This is a genomic window from Arthrobacter sp. K4-10C (genome assembly GCF_059090085.1).
The window spans coordinates 167,894-188,549 of sequence record NZ_JBNHFI010000009.1 but is presented as its reverse complement, the minus strand read 5'-3'; the positions used below and the strand labels follow the sequence as shown (position 1 = coordinate 188,549).

Annotated in this window: 17 protein-coding genes and 1 tRNA gene; 9 read left to right on the top strand and 9 right to left on the bottom strand. The window is 65.7% G+C overall.

Going from position 1 to position 20,656, the window contains the following annotated elements; all coding sequences use genetic code 11:
• The first annotated feature begins 84 nt into the window (after window positions 1-84).
• On the top strand, window positions 85-741 hold the full coding sequence (locus AC5RUU_RS14285) for an MBL fold metallo-hydrolase (protein WP_493975854.1): 657 nt from the start codon (window positions 85-87) through the stop codon (window positions 739-741).
• On the opposite strand, the gene AC5RUU_RS14280 is transcribed toward AC5RUU_RS14285, so the two are convergent.
• A complete protein-coding gene (locus AC5RUU_RS14280) occupies window positions 738-1,814 on the bottom strand; it encodes a PLP-dependent cysteine synthase family protein (protein ID WP_493975925.1) in 1,077 nt (358 codons plus the stop codon). The two genes, AC5RUU_RS14285 and AC5RUU_RS14280, sit on opposite strands and share 4 nt — an antisense overlap.
• A gap of 147 nt (window positions 1,815-1,961) precedes the next feature.
• Here AC5RUU_RS14280 and AC5RUU_RS14275 point away from each other — a divergent pair, with 147 nt between their 5' ends.
• The 3 genes from AC5RUU_RS14275 to AC5RUU_RS14265 are packed head-to-tail and all read left to right on the top strand — an operon-like array spanning window position 1,962 to window position 4,416.
• Window positions 1,962-2,855, top strand: a complete 894-nt coding sequence (locus AC5RUU_RS14275; protein ID WP_493975853.1) for a sulfurtransferase — start codon at window positions 1,962-1,964, stop codon at window positions 2,853-2,855.
• A complete protein-coding gene (locus AC5RUU_RS14270) occupies window positions 2,852-3,991 on the top strand; it encodes an NAD(P)-dependent alcohol dehydrogenase (protein ID WP_493975852.1) in 1,140 nt (379 codons plus the stop codon). The genes AC5RUU_RS14275 and AC5RUU_RS14270 overlap by 4 nt, the downstream gene beginning before the upstream one ends.
• Window positions 3,988-4,416, top strand: coding sequence for an HIT family protein (locus AC5RUU_RS14265; RefSeq protein ID WP_493975851.1), 429 nt, complete (start codon window positions 3,988-3,990; stop codon window positions 4,414-4,416). The genes AC5RUU_RS14270 and AC5RUU_RS14265 overlap by 4 nt, the downstream gene beginning before the upstream one ends.
• Before the next feature lie 47 nt (window positions 4,417-4,463).
• Here the strand turns inward: AC5RUU_RS14265 and hrpA are convergent, their stop codons facing one another.
• Both hrpA and AC5RUU_RS14255 read right to left on the bottom strand, forming a co-directional pair.
• A complete protein-coding gene (gene hrpA / locus AC5RUU_RS14260) occupies window positions 4,464-8,435 on the bottom strand; it encodes an ATP-dependent RNA helicase HrpA (RefSeq protein ID WP_493975850.1) in 3,972 nt (1,323 codons plus the stop codon).
• Window positions 8,436-8,515: 80 nt separating this feature from the next.
• A complete protein-coding gene (locus tag AC5RUU_RS14255; protein ID WP_493975849.1) occupies window positions 8,516-8,683 on the bottom strand; it encodes a hypothetical protein in 168 nt (55 codons plus the stop codon).
• Window positions 8,684-8,764: 81 nt separating this feature from the next.
• Between AC5RUU_RS14255 and AC5RUU_RS14250 the strand changes: the two genes are divergently transcribed.
• A complete protein-coding gene (locus AC5RUU_RS14250; protein WP_493975848.1) occupies window positions 8,765-9,733 on the top strand; it encodes a GlxA family transcriptional regulator in 969 nt (322 codons plus the stop codon).
• Between the two features lie 30 nt (window positions 9,734-9,763).
• Here the strand turns inward: AC5RUU_RS14250 and AC5RUU_RS14245 are convergent, their stop codons facing one another.
• The 6 genes from AC5RUU_RS14245 to AC5RUU_RS14220 all read right to left on the bottom strand — a co-directional run bounded on the left by AC5RUU_RS14245 (window position 9,764) and on the right by AC5RUU_RS14220 (window position 14,892).
• Complete coding sequence (locus AC5RUU_RS14245) at window positions 9,764-10,114, bottom strand: protealysin inhibitor emfourin (RefSeq protein ID WP_493975847.1); 351 nt, start codon at window positions 10,112-10,114, stop codon at window positions 9,764-9,766.
• 60 nt (window positions 10,115-10,174) lie between these two features.
• Complete coding sequence (locus tag AC5RUU_RS14240) at window positions 10,175-11,227, bottom strand: M4 family metallopeptidase (RefSeq protein WP_493975846.1); 1,053 nt, start codon at window positions 11,225-11,227, stop codon at window positions 10,175-10,177.
• A 572-nt stretch (window positions 11,228-11,799) separates the two neighbouring features.
• Window positions 11,800-11,875 (bottom strand) — tRNA-Arg (locus AC5RUU_RS14235).
• A 135-nt stretch (window positions 11,876-12,010) separates the two neighbouring features.
• On the bottom strand, window positions 12,011-13,555 hold the full coding sequence (locus AC5RUU_RS14230) for an FAD-dependent oxidoreductase (RefSeq protein WP_493975845.1): 1,545 nt from the start codon (window positions 13,553-13,555) through the stop codon (window positions 12,011-12,013).
• Window positions 13,552-14,424, bottom strand: a complete 873-nt coding sequence (locus tag AC5RUU_RS14225; RefSeq protein ID WP_493975844.1) for an FAD:protein FMN transferase — start codon at window positions 14,422-14,424, stop codon at window positions 13,552-13,554. The genes AC5RUU_RS14230 and AC5RUU_RS14225 overlap by 4 nt, the downstream gene beginning before the upstream one ends.
• Window positions 14,425-14,427: 3 nt before the next feature.
• Complete coding sequence (locus AC5RUU_RS14220) at window positions 14,428-14,892, bottom strand: FMN-binding protein (protein WP_493975843.1); 465 nt, start codon at window positions 14,890-14,892, stop codon at window positions 14,428-14,430.
• 193 nt (window positions 14,893-15,085) lie between these two features.
• On the opposite strand from AC5RUU_RS14220, the gene argS reads away from it, so the two are divergent.
• From argS to thrC, 4 genes are read left to right on the top strand one after another with little or no spacing between them, the layout of a single operon-like run.
• Complete coding sequence (argS, locus tag AC5RUU_RS14215; protein WP_493975842.1) at window positions 15,086-16,750, top strand: arginine--tRNA ligase; 1,665 nt, start codon at window positions 15,086-15,088, stop codon at window positions 16,748-16,750.
• Window positions 16,751-16,755: 5 nt separating this feature from the next.
• Complete coding sequence (gene lysA / locus AC5RUU_RS14210) at window positions 16,756-18,231, top strand: diaminopimelate decarboxylase (protein WP_493975841.1); 1,476 nt, start codon at window positions 16,756-16,758, stop codon at window positions 18,229-18,231.
• Window position 18,232: 1 nt separating this feature from the next.
• Window positions 18,233-19,549 carry a homoserine dehydrogenase gene (locus AC5RUU_RS14205; protein WP_493975840.1) on the top strand — a complete coding sequence of 439 codons (1,317 nt, stop codon included), beginning with the start codon at window positions 18,233-18,235 and terminating at the stop codon, window positions 19,547-19,549.
• Entirely contained in the window at window positions 19,550-20,656 is a 1,107-nt protein-coding gene (gene thrC / locus AC5RUU_RS14200) for a threonine synthase (protein WP_493975839.1), read from the top strand.

Here is a 20,656-nt window from a genome sequence, read left to right as displayed (position 1 = left end):
ACTTCCGTGGGATGGTGGCAAAGATCCAGATTACCAGCCACAGCCTCGTGGACACCGTTCCGGGCAGGACCCTAGGCTGGCGCTATGAAGCTGACCAAATACACCCACGCGTGCGTGCGTCTCGATAAGGACAGCCGGGTACTTGTCCTGGATCCCGGGAATCTCTCCGAGGCAACGGAGGCGCTGGCCGGTGCGGAAGCGGTGCTGGTCACGCACGAGCACGCCGACCATATCGACGTTCACGCGGTTGTGGAGGCACTCCGCAGCAACATGCACCTGGCGGTCTACGCTCCGGCGGGGGTGGCCGATCACCTGCGGACTGAAGCCCCGGAAGCAACCGCCCGGGTCAACGCGGTGGAACCGGGCCAGTCAATGGATGTTGCGGGTTTCACTGTGCGGAGCTTCGGTGGCCAGCACGCCCTGATCCATCCGCAGATCCCGGTTGTGCCGAACATCGGCTACCTCATCGATGACAACGTCTACCACCCCGGGGACTCATTCATCGTTCCGGACGGCATCAGCGTCAAGACCTTGCTGGTTCCGCTGCACGCACCGTGGAGCAAGGCAGCCGAAGTGGTTGATTTCGTGATCAGCGTGCGGGCGCCCCGGGCCTTCCAGATCCATGACGGACTGCTCAATGACAACGGCCTGAAAATCGTGGAGGGCCACGTCAAGAGGATCGGCGCAAAGTACGGCACCGAGTACGCCCACCTTCGCGCGGGGGAGTCCGTGGAGGTTTAGGCGGTATCGGGGTCCCATCGCCCGGAGTCGAAGAAAGTCCTGATCACGGCTTCGTACGGGCGGGGGTCCAGGCCCTGTGATTCCAGCCAGTCCTGGTTGTAGTAGTTGCCCGCGTAGCGTTCACCGCCGTCGCACATCAGCGAGACGATGCTGCCTTTCCGGCCTTCGGCGACCATCTCAGCGATGGTCTCCCAGACGCCCCACAGGTTGGTGCCGGTGGACGGGCCCGCGTGTAGGCCGGCGAGGACGTGAAGGTGGCGCATGGCAGCCACCGAGGCGGCATCAGGAACCTGGACCATGCGGTCAATCACCGAGGGCACGAAGCTTGGCTCCAGCCGTGGCCGCCCGATGCCTTCGATCCGGGACGGCAGGCCGGCCGGAACACTGTCCGTTCCGCCGCGCCACCCCGGGTAGAACGCCGAGTTCTCTGGATCGACTACCAGCAGCCGGGTGGGGTGGCTGTGGTAGCGCAGGTAGCGGCCAATGGTGGCGCTGGTTCCGCCGGTGCCGGCACCCACCACGATCCACTCGGGCACCGGATGCTCCTCGAGTTCAAGCTGCCCGAAAATCGATTCAGCAATGTTGTTGTTGCCGCGCCAGTCCGTGGCCCGCTCCGCATAGGTGAACTGGTCCATATAGTGCCCGTTGCACGTGGCGGCCACCTCTTCCGCTGCGGCGTACACATCGGACGCGTGCTCAACAAGGAGGCAGGAACCGCCGAACTGCTCGATCAGTGCAATCTTTTCCTGGCTGGTGCTCCGGGCCATGACCGCGATGAACGGCAGGCCCAGCAGCTGCGCGAAGTACGCCTCGGACACCGCGGTGCTGCCGCTCGAGGCCTCCACGATGGTGGTGTCCGCCCTGATCCAGCCATTGACCAGGCCGAACAGAAACAGCGAGCGCGCCAGCCGGTGCTTCAGGCTGCCGGAGCGGTGCGTCGATTCATCCTTCAGGTAGAGCTGGACTCCCCAGTGCTCCGGCAGTGGCACGGCGTAGAGGTGGGTGTCCGCCGAGCGGTTATTTTCAGCCCTGATGGTGCGGATCGCCTGATCCGCCCACTCCCGGTCCGACAACCCGCGGCCTGTCCAGTCCCTGTCCCCACCGTTGCCGCCGTCCCGGCCGCCGCCACCCTCGATCTTCACCAACCCAGCCTACCTGCAGCCGGGCGGGCAGCGGCCTAAAGTGGGAACCGCTGGAGTAAGCACCACCAAAGGAGTCAGATGAACCCCCTGATGGACGTGACCACGCTGGGCGCCCGCCTCGCTGAAGGCCGGCACACAGTGCTGCTGGATGTCCGCTGGGCATTGGGGGATCCGCATGGGCACGACCACTACCTTGGGGGGCACCTGCCTGGGGCCGTCTTCGTGGACCTCGCCACCGAGCTCGCGGCGCCCGCGGCTCCGGCGCGGGGACGGCATCCGCTCCCGGCCCCGGCGGAGTTCCAGGCCGCAGCGAGAAGGTGGGGCATCAACAACGGCGACGTGGTGGTGGCCTACGATGACAGCGCCAACATGGCTGCGGCGAGGGCATGGTGGATGCTGAGGAACGCCGGGCTCCAGGAGGTTTACCTGCTCGACGGCGGCCTGGCCGCCTGGCGTGGCCAGGGCTTTCCGGTGGAGCAGGGTCTCGTCACGGCGGAGCCCGGGGATGTGGTGCTGGCCGACGGCAGGATGCCGGTGCTCGACGCCGGTGCTGCCGCCACCTGGCCGGTCGCCGGGCTCTTGCTCGACGCGCGGGCGGGGGAGCGGTACCGCGGCGAGGTGGAGCCTGTCGACCCGCGGGCCGGGCACATCCCCGGGGCGGTGAGTGCACCGACGTCGGACAACGTGGATGGGAACGGACGCTTCCTGCCCGCGGAAGAGCTGCGAAGCAGGTTCCAGGGACTGGGCGTCCGCGATGGAATCCAGGTTGCCGTGTACTGCGGATCGGGGGTGACAGCGGCGCACGAGGTGGCGGCGCTGGAAGTGGCAGGGTTCAACGCCGCACTATATGCCGGCTCCTTCTCCGAGTGGTCCAACAACCAGGAGTTGCCCGTGGCCACCGGCGCCGAACCCGGTGGCAGGTTTTCGCCGGCTGGAAAGTTGGCTGGCCGCAAGGGTAGCGTCGCACTATGACCCCTGGACGCCCCGTACCGCCGCCCCTTGCCACACCGATTCTTCCCGCCACCGGCACCGGAACACTTGGCGCCGCGTACGGTGCCGTGTCCCCTGACAGCGGTCTGGTCCCGCTGACCGTCGCCCGGCGCGCGCCCCAGCCGGACGACGTCGAGATCGCCATTGAGTTCTGCGGGCTGTGCCACTCCGACGTGCACGCGGCCCGGGGGGAATGGGGCGGGCAGGCCTACCCGCTGGTGCCGGGCCACGAGATCGTGGGAACCGTCAGCCGGGTGGGTTCCGGGGTTACCGGCTTTGCCGTGGGCGACCGGGTGGGCGTTGGCTGCATCGTGGACTCCTGCAGGGAATGCGAGAGCTGCCTGGACGGGCTGGAGCAGTACTGCGAAAAGGGAATGACAGGCACGTACGGGTCCACCGACCGGCGGAACGGCGACGCCATCACCCAGGGCGGCTATTCGTCGTCCATCGTTGTTGACCGCCGCTATGTCGTGCGGGTCCCGGAATCACTTGACCCGGCCGCCGTCGCGCCCCTGCTGTGCGCCGGCGTCACCACGTTTTCCCCGCTGCGGCACTTCGACGTCGAAGAAGGCGACGTTGTGGGCGTGGTGGGCCTGGGCGGACTCGGGCACATGGCGGTGAAACTGGCAAAAGCCATGGGCGCTAGGGTGGTGGTCTTCACCACGTCGGAGTCCAAGGTCCCTGCCGCGCTGGAGCTCGGAGCCGACGAGGTGGTCCTCTCCCGGGACGAAGGCGCAATGGCCGCGGCAAACCGGACCATCGACGTCATCATCGACACCGTCGCCGCCCCGCATGACCTGAACCCCTTGTTCCGCTCCCTGCGCGTGGACGGTGCGCTGTTCCAGCTGGGTCTGCCCTCCGAGCCCATGCCTCCGGTCAATCCCCGTGCCCTGATCCGCCGCCGGATCGCCTATGCAGGATCGCTGATCGGCGGGATCGCCGAAACGCAGGAGATGCTGGACTTCTGCGCCGAGCATGGCGTGGTGGCCGATATCGAAATAGTTGGCGCCGACGAACTCAATGGGGCATACAACCGCATGGTCGCAGGAGATGTGAAGTACCGGTTCGTGCTGGACACCAGCACCTTGCAGGCACCCGCCAAGGAGGCAAACGCATGAGCACGCTCTTTACCAGGATCCTCAACGGGGAAATTCCGGGCCGGTTTGTGTGGCGGGAGGATGATGTAGCGGCCTTCCTCACCACCGGGCCTCTGGCTGACGGACACACGTTGGTGGTTCCCACCGAGGAAGTGGACCGCTGGACAGACGCGTCACCCGAGACCCTGGCACGGGTGATGGAGGTTGCCCGCAGGATCGGTGCCGTCCAGGTGGACATCTTCGACGCCCCGCGGGCCGGGCTGATCGTAGCCGGCTACGAAATCAACCACCTTCACGTGCATGTGTGGCCCTCACGGAGCATGGCGGACTTCAACTTTGCCTCTGCGGACCAGAACCCCGACCCCCAAGTCCTCGACGCGAACGCGGAAAAACTCCGCCGGGGGCTGCGGGACGCCGGCTGGGGGGAGTTCGTTCCCGCCAGTTGAACCCCTGGTGTCCCGGCCTGCGCCGGGACACCCTTCCTTGGAGGTTCCTAGGCCGGTGCCAGCGCCTTGTTGAGCACGGCGCGGATCCGCTTTTCGGACACCGAGTAGGCCGTTCCAAGTTCGACGGCGAACAGGCTCACCCGAAGTTCCTCGATCATCCAGCGCACCTGGGTTAACTCGCGGCCGGCTCGCCGTCCCGGCAGCAGCGCCGCGACGGCTTCGTCATAATCGTCCTCGAGCCGCTGCACCACCGCCATGTTCAGGGCGTCACGCTGGACGTTGCCCGGCAGCCGTTCAAGACGCTTTTCGATGGCAGCAAGGTACCGGGGCAGCTGGCTGAGCTGCGCATAGCCTGTGCGTGCCACAAAGCCGGGGTAAACCAGCTGCTCCAGCTGGCTCTTGACGTCGTTGAGCGCGCTGATGAGCGCCAGGCTGGCGGTCCCCTTCAGCTGCTTCTCGATGCGCCTGGTGGTGGCCAGGACGCGCTCCACCACCGCGGTCACGCCGAACACAGTGTCGATCAGTTCCGCCCGGACAAACTCGTAGAGGGCATCAAAGGCCTGCCGGTCCCACGGCAGCTCCGCCGGGGTGAGCTTATCGATGGCCGCAAGTGCGCAGTCGGCGATCAGTGCGGACACCGAGCCGTGCGGGTTCTGGCTGAACGTCAGTTTTTCGGTGTTGCTCAGGTGCTCGAGCACGTAGCGGTCCGGGGAGGGAACACGCAGCGCCAGCAACCTGATCACACCGGCGCGCATCGAATCCAGCTGCTCCTCGGGCGTCTGGAAAACCCGGAGCGCAACGGTTGTGCCCTGGTCCACCAGGGCAGGGTACCCCATGACGGTGTGTCCCTTCACCATGCTGCTGACTTCCCGCTGGATGGTGCCGAAGTTCCATTCCGTAAGGCCGTCCTGCTCCACGAATCCGGCAGGTGCGGAGGCTCCGTGCACAGGGCCGGGCGGCGCCTGCCGCGCGCCGCCGTCGTCCGCCTTGCCTGCTTTCTGCCGGGCCTGGCTGCCGGCTGCCCGGCTGCCGGGTGCGGCGGACGACGGCGTGGCGCCCAGCGACTCTGCGATCGCCCGCCGGGTGGCGGGCGCGAGCCTCTCCTGGAGGGCCGCAAGGTCCTTGCCTTCGTCAAGGACCTTGCCCTTGCTGTCGACAACCTTGAAGCTGACGCGCAAGTGCGGGGGAACGGCGTCCCAGTTCCAGGACCCTGGCGGGATGATAGCGCCGCGGATCCGCCGGAGGGCCAGTTCCAGCGACGGTTCCAGCTCGTCAGAAGCGGGATCGAAGTCCGACTCAAGGACCGCCACCGCCTGGCGGGCGACGTCCGGGGCCGGAACGAAGTTCTTGCGGATCTGCTTGGGCAGCGATTTGATCAGGGCGGTCACCAGTTCCACGCGCTGGCCGGGGATCAGCCAGCGGAACGCGGCGTCGTCCAGCTGGTTGAGGAACAAGACGGGCACTTCCGCGGTGACGCCGTCGGACGGATCGGGCGGGGCGCCTGGAGCCACCGGATGGAACTCGTAGGTAAGCGGCAGCTCGAAGCCCTTGTGCAGCCAGGTCCTGGGATAGGCGGCCTCGTCCAGGTCATCCGCGTCATCGCTGAGGAGGAGGGACTTGTCGTAATCCAGCAGGTCCGGGTTCTGCTGCCGTGCTTCCTTCCACCACTTGTCGAAGTGGCGCTCGGAGACCACGTCCGGGCCGACCCGGGCGTCGTAGAACTCGAACAGCGTCTCATCGTCCACCAGCAGGTCCCTGCGGCGCATCCGGGCTTCAAGCTCCTCCACCTCCTGCAGCAGTGCGCGGTTCCGGTGGAAGAACTTGTGGTGGGTGCGCCAGTCCCCCTCGACGAGGGCATGCCTGATGAAGAGTTCGCGGGCGACGACGGGGTCAACCCTGCCGTAGTTGATGCGGCGCTGGGCGATGATGGGAACGCCGTAAAGCGTGACCTTCTCGTAGGCCATCACCGCACCCTGGCGGGTGGACCAGTGCGGCTCGCTGTAGCTCCGCTTCACAAGGTCCGGGGCCACCTGCTCGGCCCAGGCGGGATCAAATTTCGCCGCAACCCGTGCCCACAGCCTGCTGGTCTCCACCAGTTCGGCGGCCATCACAAACGTGGGGGACTTCTTGAACAGGGCAGAGCCAGGGAAGATGGCGAAGCGGCTGCCGCGGGCACCCGCGTACTCGCGCTTGCGCTCGTCCAGGATGCCGATGTGGCTCAGGAGCCCGGACAGCAGGCTGATGTGGATCCCGTCGTGGTTCCCAACGGGATCGGCGAGGCGTTTGTTGTCCAGGCTGATGCCCAGCGGGCGGGCCAGCTGCCGCAGTTGGGCGAACAAATCCTGCCACTCCCGCACTCGCAGGTAGTTGATGAACTCGCTGCGGCAGAGGCGGCGGAACGCCGATGAGGACAATTCCTGCTGCTTTTCCTGCAGGTAGTTCCACAGGTTAAGGTAGCCGGTGAAGTCCGAATTCTCGTCCCGGAACCGGTTGTGTTTCTCTGCCGCAAGCTGCTGCTTGTCCGTGGGGCGCTCGCGGGGATCCTGGATGGTGAGCGCCGCAGCCAGGATCATGACTTCCCTGACGCAGTTGCGTTTCCCGGCTTCCACGATCATCCGGCCCAGCCGGGGATCCACAGGCAGTTGCGCAAGTTTCTGTCCGACGGCGGTGAGGCCGCTGCCGCTTCTGCCGTTACCTTCGGCGTTCTGCGGCTTCGGGGCAACCAGCGCGCCGAGCTCGCGGAGCAACATGACGCCGTCGTTGATTGCCCTTGTTTCGGGAGGCTCCACGAACGGGAAATCCTCCACGTCCTTGGGGCCGCGGGCTACCCCCATGGCGGTCATCTGCAGGATGACTGCGGCGAGGTTGGTCCGCAGGATCTCCGGGTCGGTGAACCGTGGCCGGGACTCGAAGTCCTCCTCCGAATAGAGCCTGATCGCAATGCCGTCCGAGACACGGCCGCAGCGCCCGGACCGCTGGTTTGCCGACGCCTGGGACACACGTTCGATGGGCAACCGCTGGACCTTGGTGCGGTGCGAATAACGGGAGATGCGGGCCGTTCCGGTGTCGATCACGTACTTGATTCCGGGCACCGTGAGGGACGTTTCCGCAACGTTGGTTGCCAGCACGATCCGGCGCCTGCTGCCCGGGTGGAAGACCTTGTGCTGTTCCTGCAGGCTCAGGCGCGCGAAGAGGGGAAGGACCTCCGTGCCGGCCAGCCGGCGGTTCGACTGGATGCGGGCCTGCAGTGCGTCCGCGGCGTCCCGGATCTCGCGCTCGCCGGAAAAGAACACCAGGATGTCCCCTGGTGCTTCGTTGGCGAGCTCGTCGACGGCGTCGCATACGGCGTCCAGCGGATCGCGGTCCTCCTCGAGTTCGTCGTCGGAGGGGTCTTCGTCGTCAGCCCTGGGCTGGGTCAGGGGGCGATAGCGGACCTCCACGGGGTAGGTCCGGCCCGAGACCTCGATGATGGGCGCAGGTTCTTCCGTGGTGCCGAAGTGGTTGGCGAAGCGCTCGGGATCGATCGTGGCCGAGGTGATGATGACCTTCAGGTCCGGACGCTGAGGCAGGATCCGCTTCAGGTATCCGAGGATGAAGTCGATGTTGAGGCTGCGCTCATGGGCCTCGTCGATGATGATGGCGTTGTACTTGCGCAGCAACTTGTCCCGCTGGATCTCTGCCAGCAGTATGCCGTCCGTCATCAGCTTGACCTTGGTGGACTTGCTGACCTCGCCGGTGAATCGGACCTGGAAGCCAACCTCCTGGCCGATCTCAACGCCCAGTTCCTCGGCGATGCGCTCTGCAACCGTGCGCGCTGCTAGCCGGCGCGGCTGGGTGTGGCCGATCAGCCCGTTCTCGCCCAGGCCGAGCTCCAGGCACATCTTGGGGATCTGGGTGGTCTTTCCGGAACCGGTCTCGCCGGCGATGATGGTCACCTGGTTGGCGGCAATGGCGGCCATCAGGTCCTCGCGACGCTCGGAGACCGGCAGCTCGGCGGGATACGAAATATGCAATGTCATGGCTGCAGACAGTCTACTGCGGCGGGGCCGGCACCCCCGGTTCGACTGCCTGCGGCGTTCTTTTTACTTGCTGGAGGTTGCTAGAAGATGCGGAGGCTGTAGCTGGTGCTGGGCAGGTCCAGGGCGGACCATTCCTCGTGTGAGCTGACGGGAGGGGTGTGCCCCCGTCCGTCGCGGAGGAGCGCTGCTATGGTGGCGGCAGCAAGGAGCAGGAGCAGGATGACGATGAGGGTTGCGAAGATTTCCATGGGTCCATGCTTCTCTTCGGCGCTCCAACTCAACAGTGGCAGAAATGCCCAAAAACCTAAAATTCCTGCCATAATAGAAGTATGCTGAAATCGGTAGCCGTAATCGTCGTTCCCAACTTTTCGATGTTCGAGTTTGGAACGGCCTGCGAGGTGTTCGGGATTGACAGGTCCGGCCGGGGCACGGGTGTTCCGGCTTTCGATTTCCGGGTGTGCACTCCCGAGCCGGGCAACGTCAGGCTCAAGTCAGGGCTCTCCATGAACGTCAGCCTGGGACTGGAAGCCACTGTAGACGCGGACCTGGTGATCATGGCTCCCTATGGGCGGGACCAGGAACTGCCGGAGTCGGTGCTCGAAGCACTCCGCGCCGCCGATGCCAGGGGAGCATGGGTCATGTCTATCTGCTCCGGGGCGTTCGCGCTGGCCCGTGCAGGCCTCCTGGATGGCCGGCGCTGCACCACGCACTGGCATTACTCCCACGACCTGGCTGAGGCCTGTCCGGAGGCACAGGTGGACGAGAACGTCCTCTATGTCCAGGACGGCAACATCATCTCTTCTGCCGGAACTGCTGCCGGCATTGACGCCTGCCTTCACCTGGTGCGCCTGGAACTCGGGGCGAATGTTGCCGCCGCCATCGCCCGGGACATGGTGGTTCCGCCTCACCGCGACGGCGGCCAGGCCCAGTTCATCGACCGGCCCATGCCCACCTGCGGCTCGGCGCCCATGGAGGAACTGCTGCGCTGGATGGTGCAAAACCTGGACCGTGAGCATACGGTCAACGAACTGGCGGCCCGGCTGCACATGTCACCCAGGACTTTTGCCAGGAAGTTCCGGTCGGAGACCGGCGCAACACCCGCGGCCTGGCTTAACTCGCAACGGGTCCTCCGGGCGCAGGAGCTCCTGGAATCTACCGACCTGAATATCGACGAGGTGGCCCGGGAAGCCGGATTTGGCCATCCGGTCCTTTTGCGCCACCACTTTGCCAAGGTCCTCGACACCAGCCCGCAGTCCTACCGACGGGCCTTCCGGGGGCAACTGGCAGAGGCGGGCTAGCTGCTGTCCGGGGCCCAGAGGCTGCCTCCGCTACCTTCCGGAAGTCCTGTCCGTGCCGGGTTGGTTTCGGGCGCCCTGCCCCGTCCCGGACTCCTGCGCTGCAGCCCTGGTGCGGTCCACCAGTACCCGCCAGGGACCAGTCACGGCCTGTTCCGGCAGTGCCGCCCGCCGTTCCCCGGCGCGGATTGAATAGATGAACCGGTCAGGTTGGCTCCCGGAGAACTGCTCAGCTGCTGCCCGCGGTGTCCTGGGAACGGCGTCCCAGGGGCATGCTTCGACGAGTGGCTGCCACTGGTTCATGGCTGTTTCCGACCTGGCGTCCACAGTCCACACCCGCGTCATCGCGGCTATACCACCGGTGCGTTCCACGCTGATCTTCATGGCCTGGTTCCTGGGCTTCCACGCAGCCTGGCGGCTGAAAGTCCGGCAACCAGGCATCCCTTAAAGCTTGACCTTCACAGTTTCCCACGCCTGCCGCACGGCGTCATGCTCTTTTGAATCAGAGCCGAAGAGCTCCACGGCGGCAGCGGCCGTGGACCGGGCGAAGACGCTGAAGGTCGCGGTGGTGGGCAGGGAGCCGCCCGTCAGCGTTTCGTACCAGATACGGCCAGGGGAGTCCCAGGCGTTTCCGCCCAGGGATTCCGCCACCAGGTAGAAGGCGCGGTTGGGGATGCCCGAGTTGATGTGGACGCCGCCGTTGTCCGCACTGGTCCTAACGTAGGAGTCCATGGAGTCCGGCTGGGGATCTTTACCCAGCACATCGTCGTCGTATGCGGTTCCCGGAGCCTTCATGGAACGCAAAGCGCTCCCTTCCACCTCGGCCGTGAAGAGCCCCTCGCCGATCAGCCAACTGGCCTCGGCAACGGACTGGTTCTTCACATACTGCTCCACCAGGGCGCCAAACACATCCGACATTGATTCGTTCAGGGCACCTGCCTGGTTCCGGTAGGCGAGGGCGGCCGAGTATTGGGTGACGCCATGGGCCAGCTCGTGCCCGATGACGCTCAGCGACGCGGTGAACCGCCCGAAGACCTCACCGTCACCGTCGCCGAAGACCATCTGGGTGCCGTCCCAGAATGCGTTGTCATAGAGCTTGCCGAAATGCACGGTTGCGTCCAGCCGCAGCCCCTGGCCGTCAACGGAGTTCCGGCCGAAGACATCGGCATAGAGGCGGTGTGTGTGTCCCAGGCCGTCGTAGGCTTCATCCGTTGCGGCATCTCCTGTCCCCGGCTCGCCCTCCTTGCGCACGAGCTTTCCGGGAAGGGTTTCCGAACCCGCGGCGTCATAGATGGTCCGGTTGGATGGCCCCGGCTTAGCCTGCCGAACTCCGGAAGGAACGTCAGGCATGGCCTGGGTCCGCGACGCCTGGAAGGCGCCGACGTGGCCAAGGGCCTCCCTTGCCGCCCTCGCCGCAGCGGAAAACTGCGGTGCGTCCTGCCGGGCCAGGCGCCGCAACAGGTAGGGCGGGACAATGGAACAGAACGGAACGTGCATGGCGTACCCCCTCAACTAGGTGAATTCAGACTACGAGGGGGCCCTGACAATCGGTGAAAGGCACGCGCGCCCAGGTCAAGCACGGGTGCTGTCTAGATCTCCTTGGATGCTTTTTATTTTCCCGGTGCTGGCCTTTCGTTGGCCACTTCACCCGCCTGCGGTGTCGATGAAAACCCATGGGTGCCACAGCGAGGCCACAGCACGAGATTGCCACCCGCACACAGTGCAATCGTGGTTCCGCGCTCAGAATGTCAGTGCTCCCGTGGCCTGAGCTGCCGGACCTCGATATTCCGGATGATCCCGGAGTCCGGGAATGTAAGGTACCGCCGGATCCGTTCCCCGACTGGCACCTCTGGCTGACCGCTGAGGAGTGCAACGTCTAGTGCCCAGCAGCGTGCAGTGCCTAGCAGCGTGTAGTGCCTAGCAGCGTGCAGTAACTGGCAGCGTGCAGTAACTGGCAGCGTGCAGTGACTGGCAACGTGTCGTGCCCAATGGAATAGGCTCGCGGCACCAAGGGTTGGGCCAGGCAAAAGAAAAGCAGCCCGGTCAATTGACCGGGCTGCTCACGCAGATGGTGCCCTCGATAGGATTCGAACCTACGGCCTTCTGCTCCGGAGGCAGACGCTCTATCCCCTGAGCTACGAGGGCAAATCCGGAATTCCTGCCGTTGCTGGCGGGACGTCCTAGAGCTTAGCAGGAAGGTGGGCCCCAAGGGAAAATCGGCTCCCGACAGGCCGGTTTTGCCTGGCCCGCAGGGACGCAAGCGGGGGTGTCAGTACGGTGTCAGTACCCGGAGAACGAGTCAACGTGCACCCACTGTGCCCCCGCTTTCCGGGCGGCACGTCGGAGGGAAGCAACACTGGCAGGCGAGCCGGAGACATAGACTTCGCGGTTGCCAATGTCCGGAACAAGTGACTTCACCCCTTCCGGGTCCAGTGGCGACCCGCCGCCCGGAACCGTGCCGAAGTCCAGCGGGGGCTCCGAACCATCCGCGAGGCGAACCAGGACCCGGATGCCCGCAGCCCGGAGCTCGTCAGCGTAGGTTATCTCGTCCGCGCTCCTGGCAAGAAGGAGAAGGACAGCGTCGCGTTCCCGGAGCCCGCCCGAGGACAGGTATGAAAGAAACGGCGTGATGCCGATTCCGGCGGCAATGAGCAACACGGGTTGGTTGGGATCGCGGGGAAGGACAAAGTCGCCACCCACCGAGGTGGCCGTCAGCTCGTCGCCGGGCTCCAGCGCGAGGAGTGCCTTCTTGGCGGCCGATAATGGCTCGGCGGTCCGCACACCAAACTTGACCAAGCGTTCCGCAGGCGAGCCCGTCAGGCTGAACACCCGCCGGCGGCCCTTTCCATCGGACTTGGCGTGCGGCAGGTCAAGCTCCATGTACTGCCCCGGAAGGAAGCGCACCGGACGGGCGGGTTCGAAAGAGAACTCGGTGGTGCTCGGCGTCAGCGCCCGGCTGCCGGCGAACCGCAGCTTGACACCCCCGCGCTGGCCCACCAGGAAGGCCATGAAGTTACCCAGCAGCAGGGCCGCCTCCGGCGAATTGGCGACGAACCCGAGGTTGTAGGGAACGGCAAACACGACGCCCACTACAGCGGCCAGCGTCAGTTGCTGCCACCGCCGGGGCGGCAGCGTCAGCGGTTCGGTCAGCATGAATCCCACGAAGAATAGCACGGGCCGCTGCGCCAACGCCTGGTAGATGCCCATGCCTGCGGTCATTCCGGCCCGGAGCAGCTCGACAGTAATGATGGCCGTGGCAACAAGGGTGAACACCGACGCCATCAGGACTCTCCGCGTCCGTAAAAGGACCAGCAGCACGCCCGGAACCAGCAGCCAGAGCATGGCGGGCGTCGCCGCCCACCAGGTGGCGATGTTCAGCCCGGTGAGGCCGGTGACGAAAGCCCCCGCGGCGGCCGGATTGAAAATGTGCCGGCCGCGCCAGGCAAGAGCATATTTCGACGCCGACGCCAGCACACACGCCAAGGCCACCCCGGCCACATCCAACGCCTGGAAAGACGGCCAGAAGAGGAAGTAAAGCAGCAGGCCGGTGATCAGCGACGACTCCGAGTGCGGCCGTACCCGGAACAACGCTGCCAGTGCCCGGTTGGAGGCGTAGGTCAGGCCAAGGCAAAGGGCCAGGTGCGCCAGCATCTCCGGGATTCCGAACGTCAGCCAGCCGAGGACCTCCAACAGCAGGCTGTAGGCGGCAAGGGTTGCCAGCACCAGGAGGATGAGCCGGTACATGGTGAACCGGCCAAGCATGGTGTCCAGCCGTCCGGTGACGGACGGAGCAGGACCGGCTTGAGGGGTTTCAACAGGGCTCATGTGAACAGTGTCCCTTCAAATTCTTCGGAATAGCCTGCGCTGCCGTCGGAGTACACCGTCAGCCACGAGAAATCGAACGTTTCCTGGAGCTCTGCCCCGGGAACAAAGAAGAGTGCCGTTGCCAGAGCATCGGCCAGGACAGCGGTATCGGCCAGTGCCCAGGTTGCGACGGCGGTAAGGACCGGGCGGCCCGTGGATCCGTCCAGCACGTGGTGCAGTCCGTCCCCCCAGACCCGCCGGTTTGCAGCGGACGCGCATAGCGCACGGCCGGCCAGCTGCACCACGCCGATCGCCTGGGCCGGGTTGTACGGGTGCTCCAGGGCCACCGGTACCGAGGACGGGCCGCGTGCCAGGAGATCGCCGCTGCCGTCGATGATGTACGAATCTATGCCCTCGGAGTCCAACTCAGCTGCCAGCAAGTCCACCAGGAGCCCCTTCCCGGCAGCCCCGATGTCCAGCACAACCGGGGCGCTGGTGGTGATGGAGGTCCCGCTCCAGTCCAGGACGTCGTCCCAGGCCGGGGCCGGCAACGGGGGACCGGCCGGCCGCAACGTGTACGCGGCGTCGTAGCCCAGACGCTCCAGGCTGCCGCCGATCAGGGGCGTCATGGTGCCGCCGGAGAGGTTGTATAAGATCCTGTACAGCCCGCCGAGCTTCCCCGCCTCCTCCGGGAAGCGGTACTGGCCCGGCCTCTGTGCCATGGCGCTGACCAGCGAATCGCCGCGGAAACGCGACCAGTCGGTGTCGAACTTCTCAACCTTCGCGAGGAGGCGCCCACTCAGGGAGGGCCCAAGCGGGAGGGGCGTGGAGATTTCCCAGTGCGTGCCGATTCCCTCGAACGAAAAATTCTCCACGTCCCCTCCCGGCACCGCCTACTGGGCTTCCGACTTGATCTGTTCCACTGCCTGGTTGAAGCCACCACTGGTGAGCGAGGAGCCGGCCACCTTGGAAACCTTGAGGTCGTCGATGTTCTTGCCCACTACCTGCGCCGCGATGCCGCCGGCAAACTCACCCTGGAACTTGCGGGTGTTGGGGTTGGAGGGGTGCTGGGTGATCTCGACGCCCGTCACCGTGCCTGAAGCAAGGGTCAGCTGAACGCCCACGGTCTCGGTACCGTTGGGCGACACGTAGTTTCCGTCGGCACTGTAGGTTCCGTCCTTATAGGTTGAGCCGCTGCCGGCCAGCGCGGACGCGCTTGAAGATGTGGTTTCGGCCGGGTTGCCGCCGGTCGGGGCGGGATCGCTTTCGGTAGCGGACGGCGCGCAGCCTGCCACGGTTCCTGCGAGGGACAGGCCGGCAAGTCCGGCGTAAACACTCTTACGTGCAGAGGGTCTCATCAGGGCTCTCGTTTCGTCATAGGGATCACAGGTTTCAAGCGGTGGTTACGGTGTTGTCAACGCTGAATCCACCCTATTGGTTCAACCCTGTGCCGTTATTTGGTTTTTTCCTGTTGCCGTCCTGTGTATGGCTGCCCGCCTGCGGGGCGCGCAAAAATTCTTTGCTGTCACTGGCCCCCGGTAGGCTAGAGGGGTGACTCCCGAAGAACTCTCCCTCGCCATATCCGCCTGCCTGAAAGACGCTGTCGCCGCCGGTGACATTGCCCTTTCAGCATCAGCTGTGCCTGATGAGGTCCGCGTGGAGCGACCCAAGAACCGGGAGCACGGAGACTGGGCCACCAACATTGCGCTGCAGCTGGCCAAGCAGGCCGGCACCAATCCGCGCGAATTTGCCGCTGTCCTCAGCGCCCGGCTGAAATCCATCGACGGCGTCTCCGCCGTGGACATCGCCGGTCCCGGGTTCCTGAACATCACCGTGGATGCCGCCACCGCGGGCGCCCTTGCCAAGGTGATTGTCGAAGCCGGCACGCAGTATGGAACCAACACCGCGCTCGCCGGCCACACCGTGAACATGGAGTTCGTGTCGGCGAACCCCACCGGGCCCCTCCACATCGGGCACACCCGCTGGGCTGCCCTCGGCGATTCCATTGCGCGCGTGCTGCGGGCTTCCGGTGCCGACGTCACGGCCGAGTACTACATCAACGACGCCGGTTCCCAGATGAACACGTTCGCCACGTCCGTGTACTCCCGCCTGCACGGCCTCCCCGTGCCCGACGGCGGTTACCCCGGACAGTACATTGCGGACCTTGGCCACGAGGTCCTCACGGCCCACCCGGACATCCGCGAACTCACTGAAGTTGCCGCGCTGCCGGTGATCCGCGCGGCCGCCTATGAGGCGCAGATGAAGGACATCAAGGCCACCCTTGCGGACTTCGGCGTCGAATTCGACGTGTTCTTCTCGGAGCAGGAACTGCACGACGCCGGCGCCATCGAAAGTGCCGTTGCGCGCCTTCGCGAGCAGGGCCACGTGTTCGACGACGGCGGCGCCGTTTGGCTGCGGACCACGGACTTTGGCGATGACAAGGACCGGGTGATGATCCGTGCCAACGGCGAACCGACCTACTTTGCTGCTGACGCCGCCTACTACCTGTCCAAGAAGGACCGCGGCTTCACCGAGAAGATCTACCTGCTCGGCGCCGACCACCACGGCTACATCAACCGGCTCAAGGCCATCGCCGCCGCGGCTGGAGACGATCCCGAGAAAAACATTGAGGTGCTGATCGGCCAGCTGGTGTCCGTCAACGGGGCCAAGCTCTCCAAGCGCGCCGGCAACATCATCGAGCTCAAGGACCTGATTGACTGGCTGGGTAAGGACGCCGTCCGCTACTCGCTGGCCCGTTTCCCGGCCGACTCCCCCCTGACACTGGACCCGGAGCTGCTGAAGAAGCACAGCAACGAAAACCCCGTGTTCTACGTCCAGTACGCGCACGCCCGTTCGCGTGGGGCAGCCCGCAATGCCGTTGATGCGGGAGTGGAACGCCGTGTGGACGGCAAAGACAGCTTCGACGCCTCCCTCCTGGACCACGCCACGGAGAACGAGCTGCTCTCGTACCTGGGCAGCTACCCTTCAATCGTGGCCAAGGCCGCAGAACTGCGTGAACCACACCGCGTGGCCCGGCACCTGGAACTGATCGCCGGCGCCTACCACCGCTGGTACGACGCCTGCCGCATTGCTCCCATGGGCGACGAGCCAGTGACCGACATCAACCGCACCAGGCTGTGGCTCAACGATGCCACCAGCCAGGTGCTGGCCAACGGCCTTGACCTGCTTGGCGTTTCCGCGCCGGAACGGATGTGAGCACCATGCCAGTAACTGCCAACACTGCCGCATCCCCGCTGGCGCCCGAATGGCTGTCCGTCCCCGCAGACCTCAATGCGCTCCAGGAACCGCTGTGGGCAGGCAACGTGGAACGCGACGACGCCGGCTCCCTCGCCGTTGGCGGCCTCACCGTCCAGGCACTGAAAGAGCAGTTCGGCACGCCCCTCTTCGTCATGGACGAGGCGGACTTCCGTGCACGAGCGCGCGCCTTCAAAGATTCCTTTGACGCCGCTTTTGCTGACATTTGCGGCGGCGTGGACGTCTACTACGCCGGAAAATCCTTCCTCTGCACTGCCGTTGTGAAGTGGGTGGAGGAGGAAGGGCTGCGCCTGGATACCGCCTCCGGCGGAGAGCTGGCCGTGGCCGCGCGCGCCGGCATCGCGGGGGAGCGGGTGGCGCTTCACGGCAACAACAAGTCCGACGGCGAGATCATCCGTGCGCTGGACATGGGCCTGGGACGCATCGTTGTGGACAGCCTGGACGAGCTGGTCCGCGTGGGAGATATCGCGCAGGCGCGCGGCAGGCAGGCCAGGGTCATGCTGCGGCTCACCCCTGGCGTTCATGCCCACACCCATGAGTTCATCGCCACCGCCCATGAGGACCAGAAGTTCGGCTTGTCCATGGCGGCGGACACTACCGACCAGGCGGGCCTCTCCGCCGCGGAGGAGGCAGTGGCCGCAGCTTCGGCCCACCCCGGCATCGAACTCCTGGGCCTGCACTGCCACATCGGCTCGCAAATCTTCGAACCCGACGGCTTTGCCATGGCCGCCGAGAAACTGCTGCGGTTCCTCGCCGCCATGCAGGAAAAGTACTCCATCACCATGCCGGAGCTGGATCTCGGCGGCGGTTACGGCATCGCCTACACGCCGGTAGATACCCCCCGCCCCGCAGCCGAGATCGCGACGGCAATGGCCGCCGTCGTGCGTTCCACCTGCGCCGAACTGGGTATCGAGTCGCCGCGCATCTCCATCGAACCCGGCCGCGCCATCGTGGGCAGCACCACCTTTACCCTGTATGAAGTGGGCACGCTCAAGACGGTGCGTGTCGACGCTCCTGCCGCTTCCGGTGCAGGTGAGGACGGTAACAACGTTACGTATCCGCGCCGCTATGTGTCGGTGGACGGCGGCATGAGCGACAACGCCCGTCCGGTGCTCTATGACGCCGATTACTCGGCGATTCTGGCATCGCGTACCTCCGCAGCGGCACCGCAACTGTCCCGCGTAGTGGGCAAACATTGCGAGAGCGGCGACATAGTTGTTAGAGATGTATATCTGCCCGAGGACGTGGCAGCCGGTGATCTGCTTGCTGTACCGGGAACCGGCGCCTACTGCTGGGCCCTTTCAAGCAACTACAACTATCTGGCCCGGCCGGGCGTTGTCGCGGTGCGCGACGGATCTGCCCGGCTGATTGTCCGCGGGGAAACCGAAGAAGATCTGCTGAACCGCGACATGGGAGCCTGAAGTGACGGAATTGCGAACCCTGAAAGTGGCCCTGCTGGGCTGTGGCAACGTTGGGGCCCAGGTTGCGCGGATCCTTCTTGAGGACGCCGATGCCCTTGCCGCCCGCACCGGAGCCCGCCTGCAGCTCAGCGGCATCGCCGTGCGCAATCTGGACAGCAAGCGGGATGTTGAGCTGCCGCAGGACCTGTTCACCACGGACGCCGAAACCCTGGTCAAGGGTGCCGACCTGGTGATCGAGCTGATGGGCGGGATCGAACCTGCCCGGACGCTCATCCTGTCCGCGCTGAGCAACGGCGCCTGCGTTGTCACCGGCAACAAGGCCCTGCTGGCCCAGGACGGCCCCACCCTGTATGAGGAGGCGGACAAGGCCGGCGTCCAGCTCTCCTACGAGGCCGCCGTTGCCGGCGCCATCCCCATCCTGCGGCCCATCCGCGACAGCCTGTCCGGTGACCGGATCACCCGGGTGCTCGGCATCGTCAACGGCACCACGAACTTCATCCTGGACCAGATGGATTCAACGGGCGCCCAGTTCGCCGACGCCCTCGCTGAAGCCCAGCGCCTGGGCTACGCCGAAGCGGACCCCACCGCCGACGTAGAAGGCCACGACGCCGCCGCAAAGGCCGCCATCCTGGCCACGCTGTCCTTCCACACCCGGTTCGCCCTGGAAAACGTCCACTGCGAAGGCATCACCAAAGTCAGTGCCGCGGACATCGCCGCGGCCAAGGACGCCGGCTTCGTGATCAAGCTCCTCGCCATCGCCGAGAAACTGACTGATGCCGACGGCGGCGAGGGAGTGTCCGTCCGCGTCCACCCCACGCTCCTGCCGCGCGAACACCCGCTCGCCGCGGTCCGGGGCGCCTTCAATGCCGTCTTCATCGAGGCCGAAAACGCCGGCGAGCTGATGTTCTACGGCCAGGGCGCGGGCGGCACCCCGACGGCGTCTGCCGTGCTTGGCGACCTCGTCTCCGCAGCGCGGCGCCTGGTCCTCGGCGGACCCCAGCGCACCGAGACCACCACCGGCCACGTGCCGGCGCTGCCCATCGAGGCAGCGGTCACCAGCTACTACATTGGCCTCGACGTTGCCGACCAGCCCGGCGTCCTGGCCAGGATCGCGCAGTTGTTTGCCGAAAACGGTGTGTCGATCGAAATCATGCGGCAGACCATCCACCGCGACACGGAATCCAACGTGGAATCCGCCGAGCTCCGGATCGTCACCCACCGCGCGTCCGAGGCCGCCCTTGCGGCCACCGTCGAGGCCGTGAAAGGCCTGGACGTGATTAATTCAGTTACATCCGTTCTGCGGGTAGAAGGAGTCTAAGTGGCTCACCAATGGCGCGGCGTTATCCGCGAATACGCTGACCGTTTGCCCGTGACGGAATCCACCCGGGTCATCACCCTGGGCGAGGGCGGCACCCCGCTGGTGCACGCACAGAAGCTGTCCGAACTCACCGGTTGCGAGGTCTACCTCAAGGTGGAGGGCATGAACCCCACCGGCTCCTTCAAGGACCGCGGCATGACCATGGCCATGACGGCAGCGGTAGAGGCCGGAGCAAAAGCAGTTGTGTGCGCTTCCACCGGCAACACCTCCGCCTCCGCGGCTGCTTACGCCACTGCGGCCGGCCTGAGATGCGCCGTCCTGGTGCCCGAAGGCAAGATCTCCATGGGCAAGCTCAGCCAGGCCATCGCCCACGGCGCCACGCTGCTGCAGGTGGACGGCAACTTCGACAACTGCCTGGACATCGCCCGCAAGCTCGGCGAAGCCTACCCGGTGTTCCTGGTGAACTCGGTCAACCCCGCCCGTATCCAGGGCCAAAAGACGGGTGCCTTCGAAATCGTTGATGCGCTGGGCGATGCCCCGGACATCCACGTGCTGCCTGTGGGGAACGCCGGCAACATCACCGCGTACTGGAAGGGCTACAAGGAGTACTCGGCTCCGTTCGAGTCGGCCACCGCCGGCACGCTTCCCGCCGTCGCCACCAGGACCCCCATGATGTGGGGCTTCCAGGCAGCAGGCGCTGCGCCGTTCGTTGCGGGCCACCCCATCACCGAGCCGGACACCATCGCTACTGCCATCCGGATCGGCAACCCCGCCTCCTGGGACGGTGCCATCGGCGCCCGTGACGAGTCCGGCGGGCTCATCGGTTCTGTCACCGACGAGGAAATCCTGAACGCCCACCGCTGGCTGTCCTCCCGCGAAGGCGTGTTCGTGGAGCCCGGCTCCGCTGCCGGCGTCGCAGGCCTGCTGAAGAAGCACGCCGCGGGCGAGGTGCCCGCGGGGAAGACCATCGTCATCACCGTCACCGGCCACGGCCTCAAGGACCCGCAGTGGGCCCTGCGCACCGAAGACGGAAGCGACGTACAGCCCGTCAAGGTGCCCAACGACGTCGTGACCGTTGCTGCTGAACTGGGACTGGAAGAAAAATAA

Coding starts and splice junctions, on each gene's coding strand:
- hrpA (WP_493975850.1), bottom strand. CDS start 8,435: ATGACATTGCATATTTCGTATCCCGCCGAGCTGCCGGTCTCCGAGCGT.
- AC5RUU_RS14220 (WP_493975843.1), bottom strand. CDS start 14,892: ATGAGACCCTCTGCACGTAAGAGTGTTTACGCCGGACTTGCCGGCCTG.
- AC5RUU_RS14265 (WP_493975851.1), top strand. CDS start 3,988: ATGAGCACGCTCTTTACCAGGATCCTCAACGGGGAAATTCCGGGCCGG.
- AC5RUU_RS14245 (WP_493975847.1), bottom strand. CDS start 10,114: ATGAAGATCAGCGTGGAACGCACCGGTGGTATAGCCGCGATGACGCGG.
- AC5RUU_RS14250 (WP_493975848.1), top strand. CDS start 8,765: ATGCTGAAATCGGTAGCCGTAATCGTCGTTCCCAACTTTTCGATGTTC.
- AC5RUU_RS14270 (WP_493975852.1), top strand. CDS start 2,852: ATGACCCCTGGACGCCCCGTACCGCCGCCCCTTGCCACACCGATTCTT.
- AC5RUU_RS14285 (WP_493975854.1), top strand. CDS start 85: ATGAAGCTGACCAAATACACCCACGCGTGCGTGCGTCTCGATAAGGAC.
- AC5RUU_RS14275 (WP_493975853.1), top strand. CDS start 1,962: ATGAACCCCCTGATGGACGTGACCACGCTGGGCGCCCGCCTCGCTGAA.
- AC5RUU_RS14230 (WP_493975845.1), bottom strand. CDS start 13,555: ATGAGCCCTGTTGAAACCCCTCAAGCCGGTCCTGCTCCGTCCGTCACC.
- lysA (WP_493975841.1), top strand. CDS start 16,756: ATGCCAGTAACTGCCAACACTGCCGCATCCCCGCTGGCGCCCGAATGG.
- AC5RUU_RS14240 (WP_493975846.1), bottom strand. CDS start 11,227: ATGCACGTTCCGTTCTGTTCCATTGTCCCGCCCTACCTGTTGCGGCGC.
- AC5RUU_RS14255 (WP_493975849.1), bottom strand. CDS start 8,683: ATGGAAATCTTCGCAACCCTCATCGTCATCCTGCTCCTGCTCCTTGCT.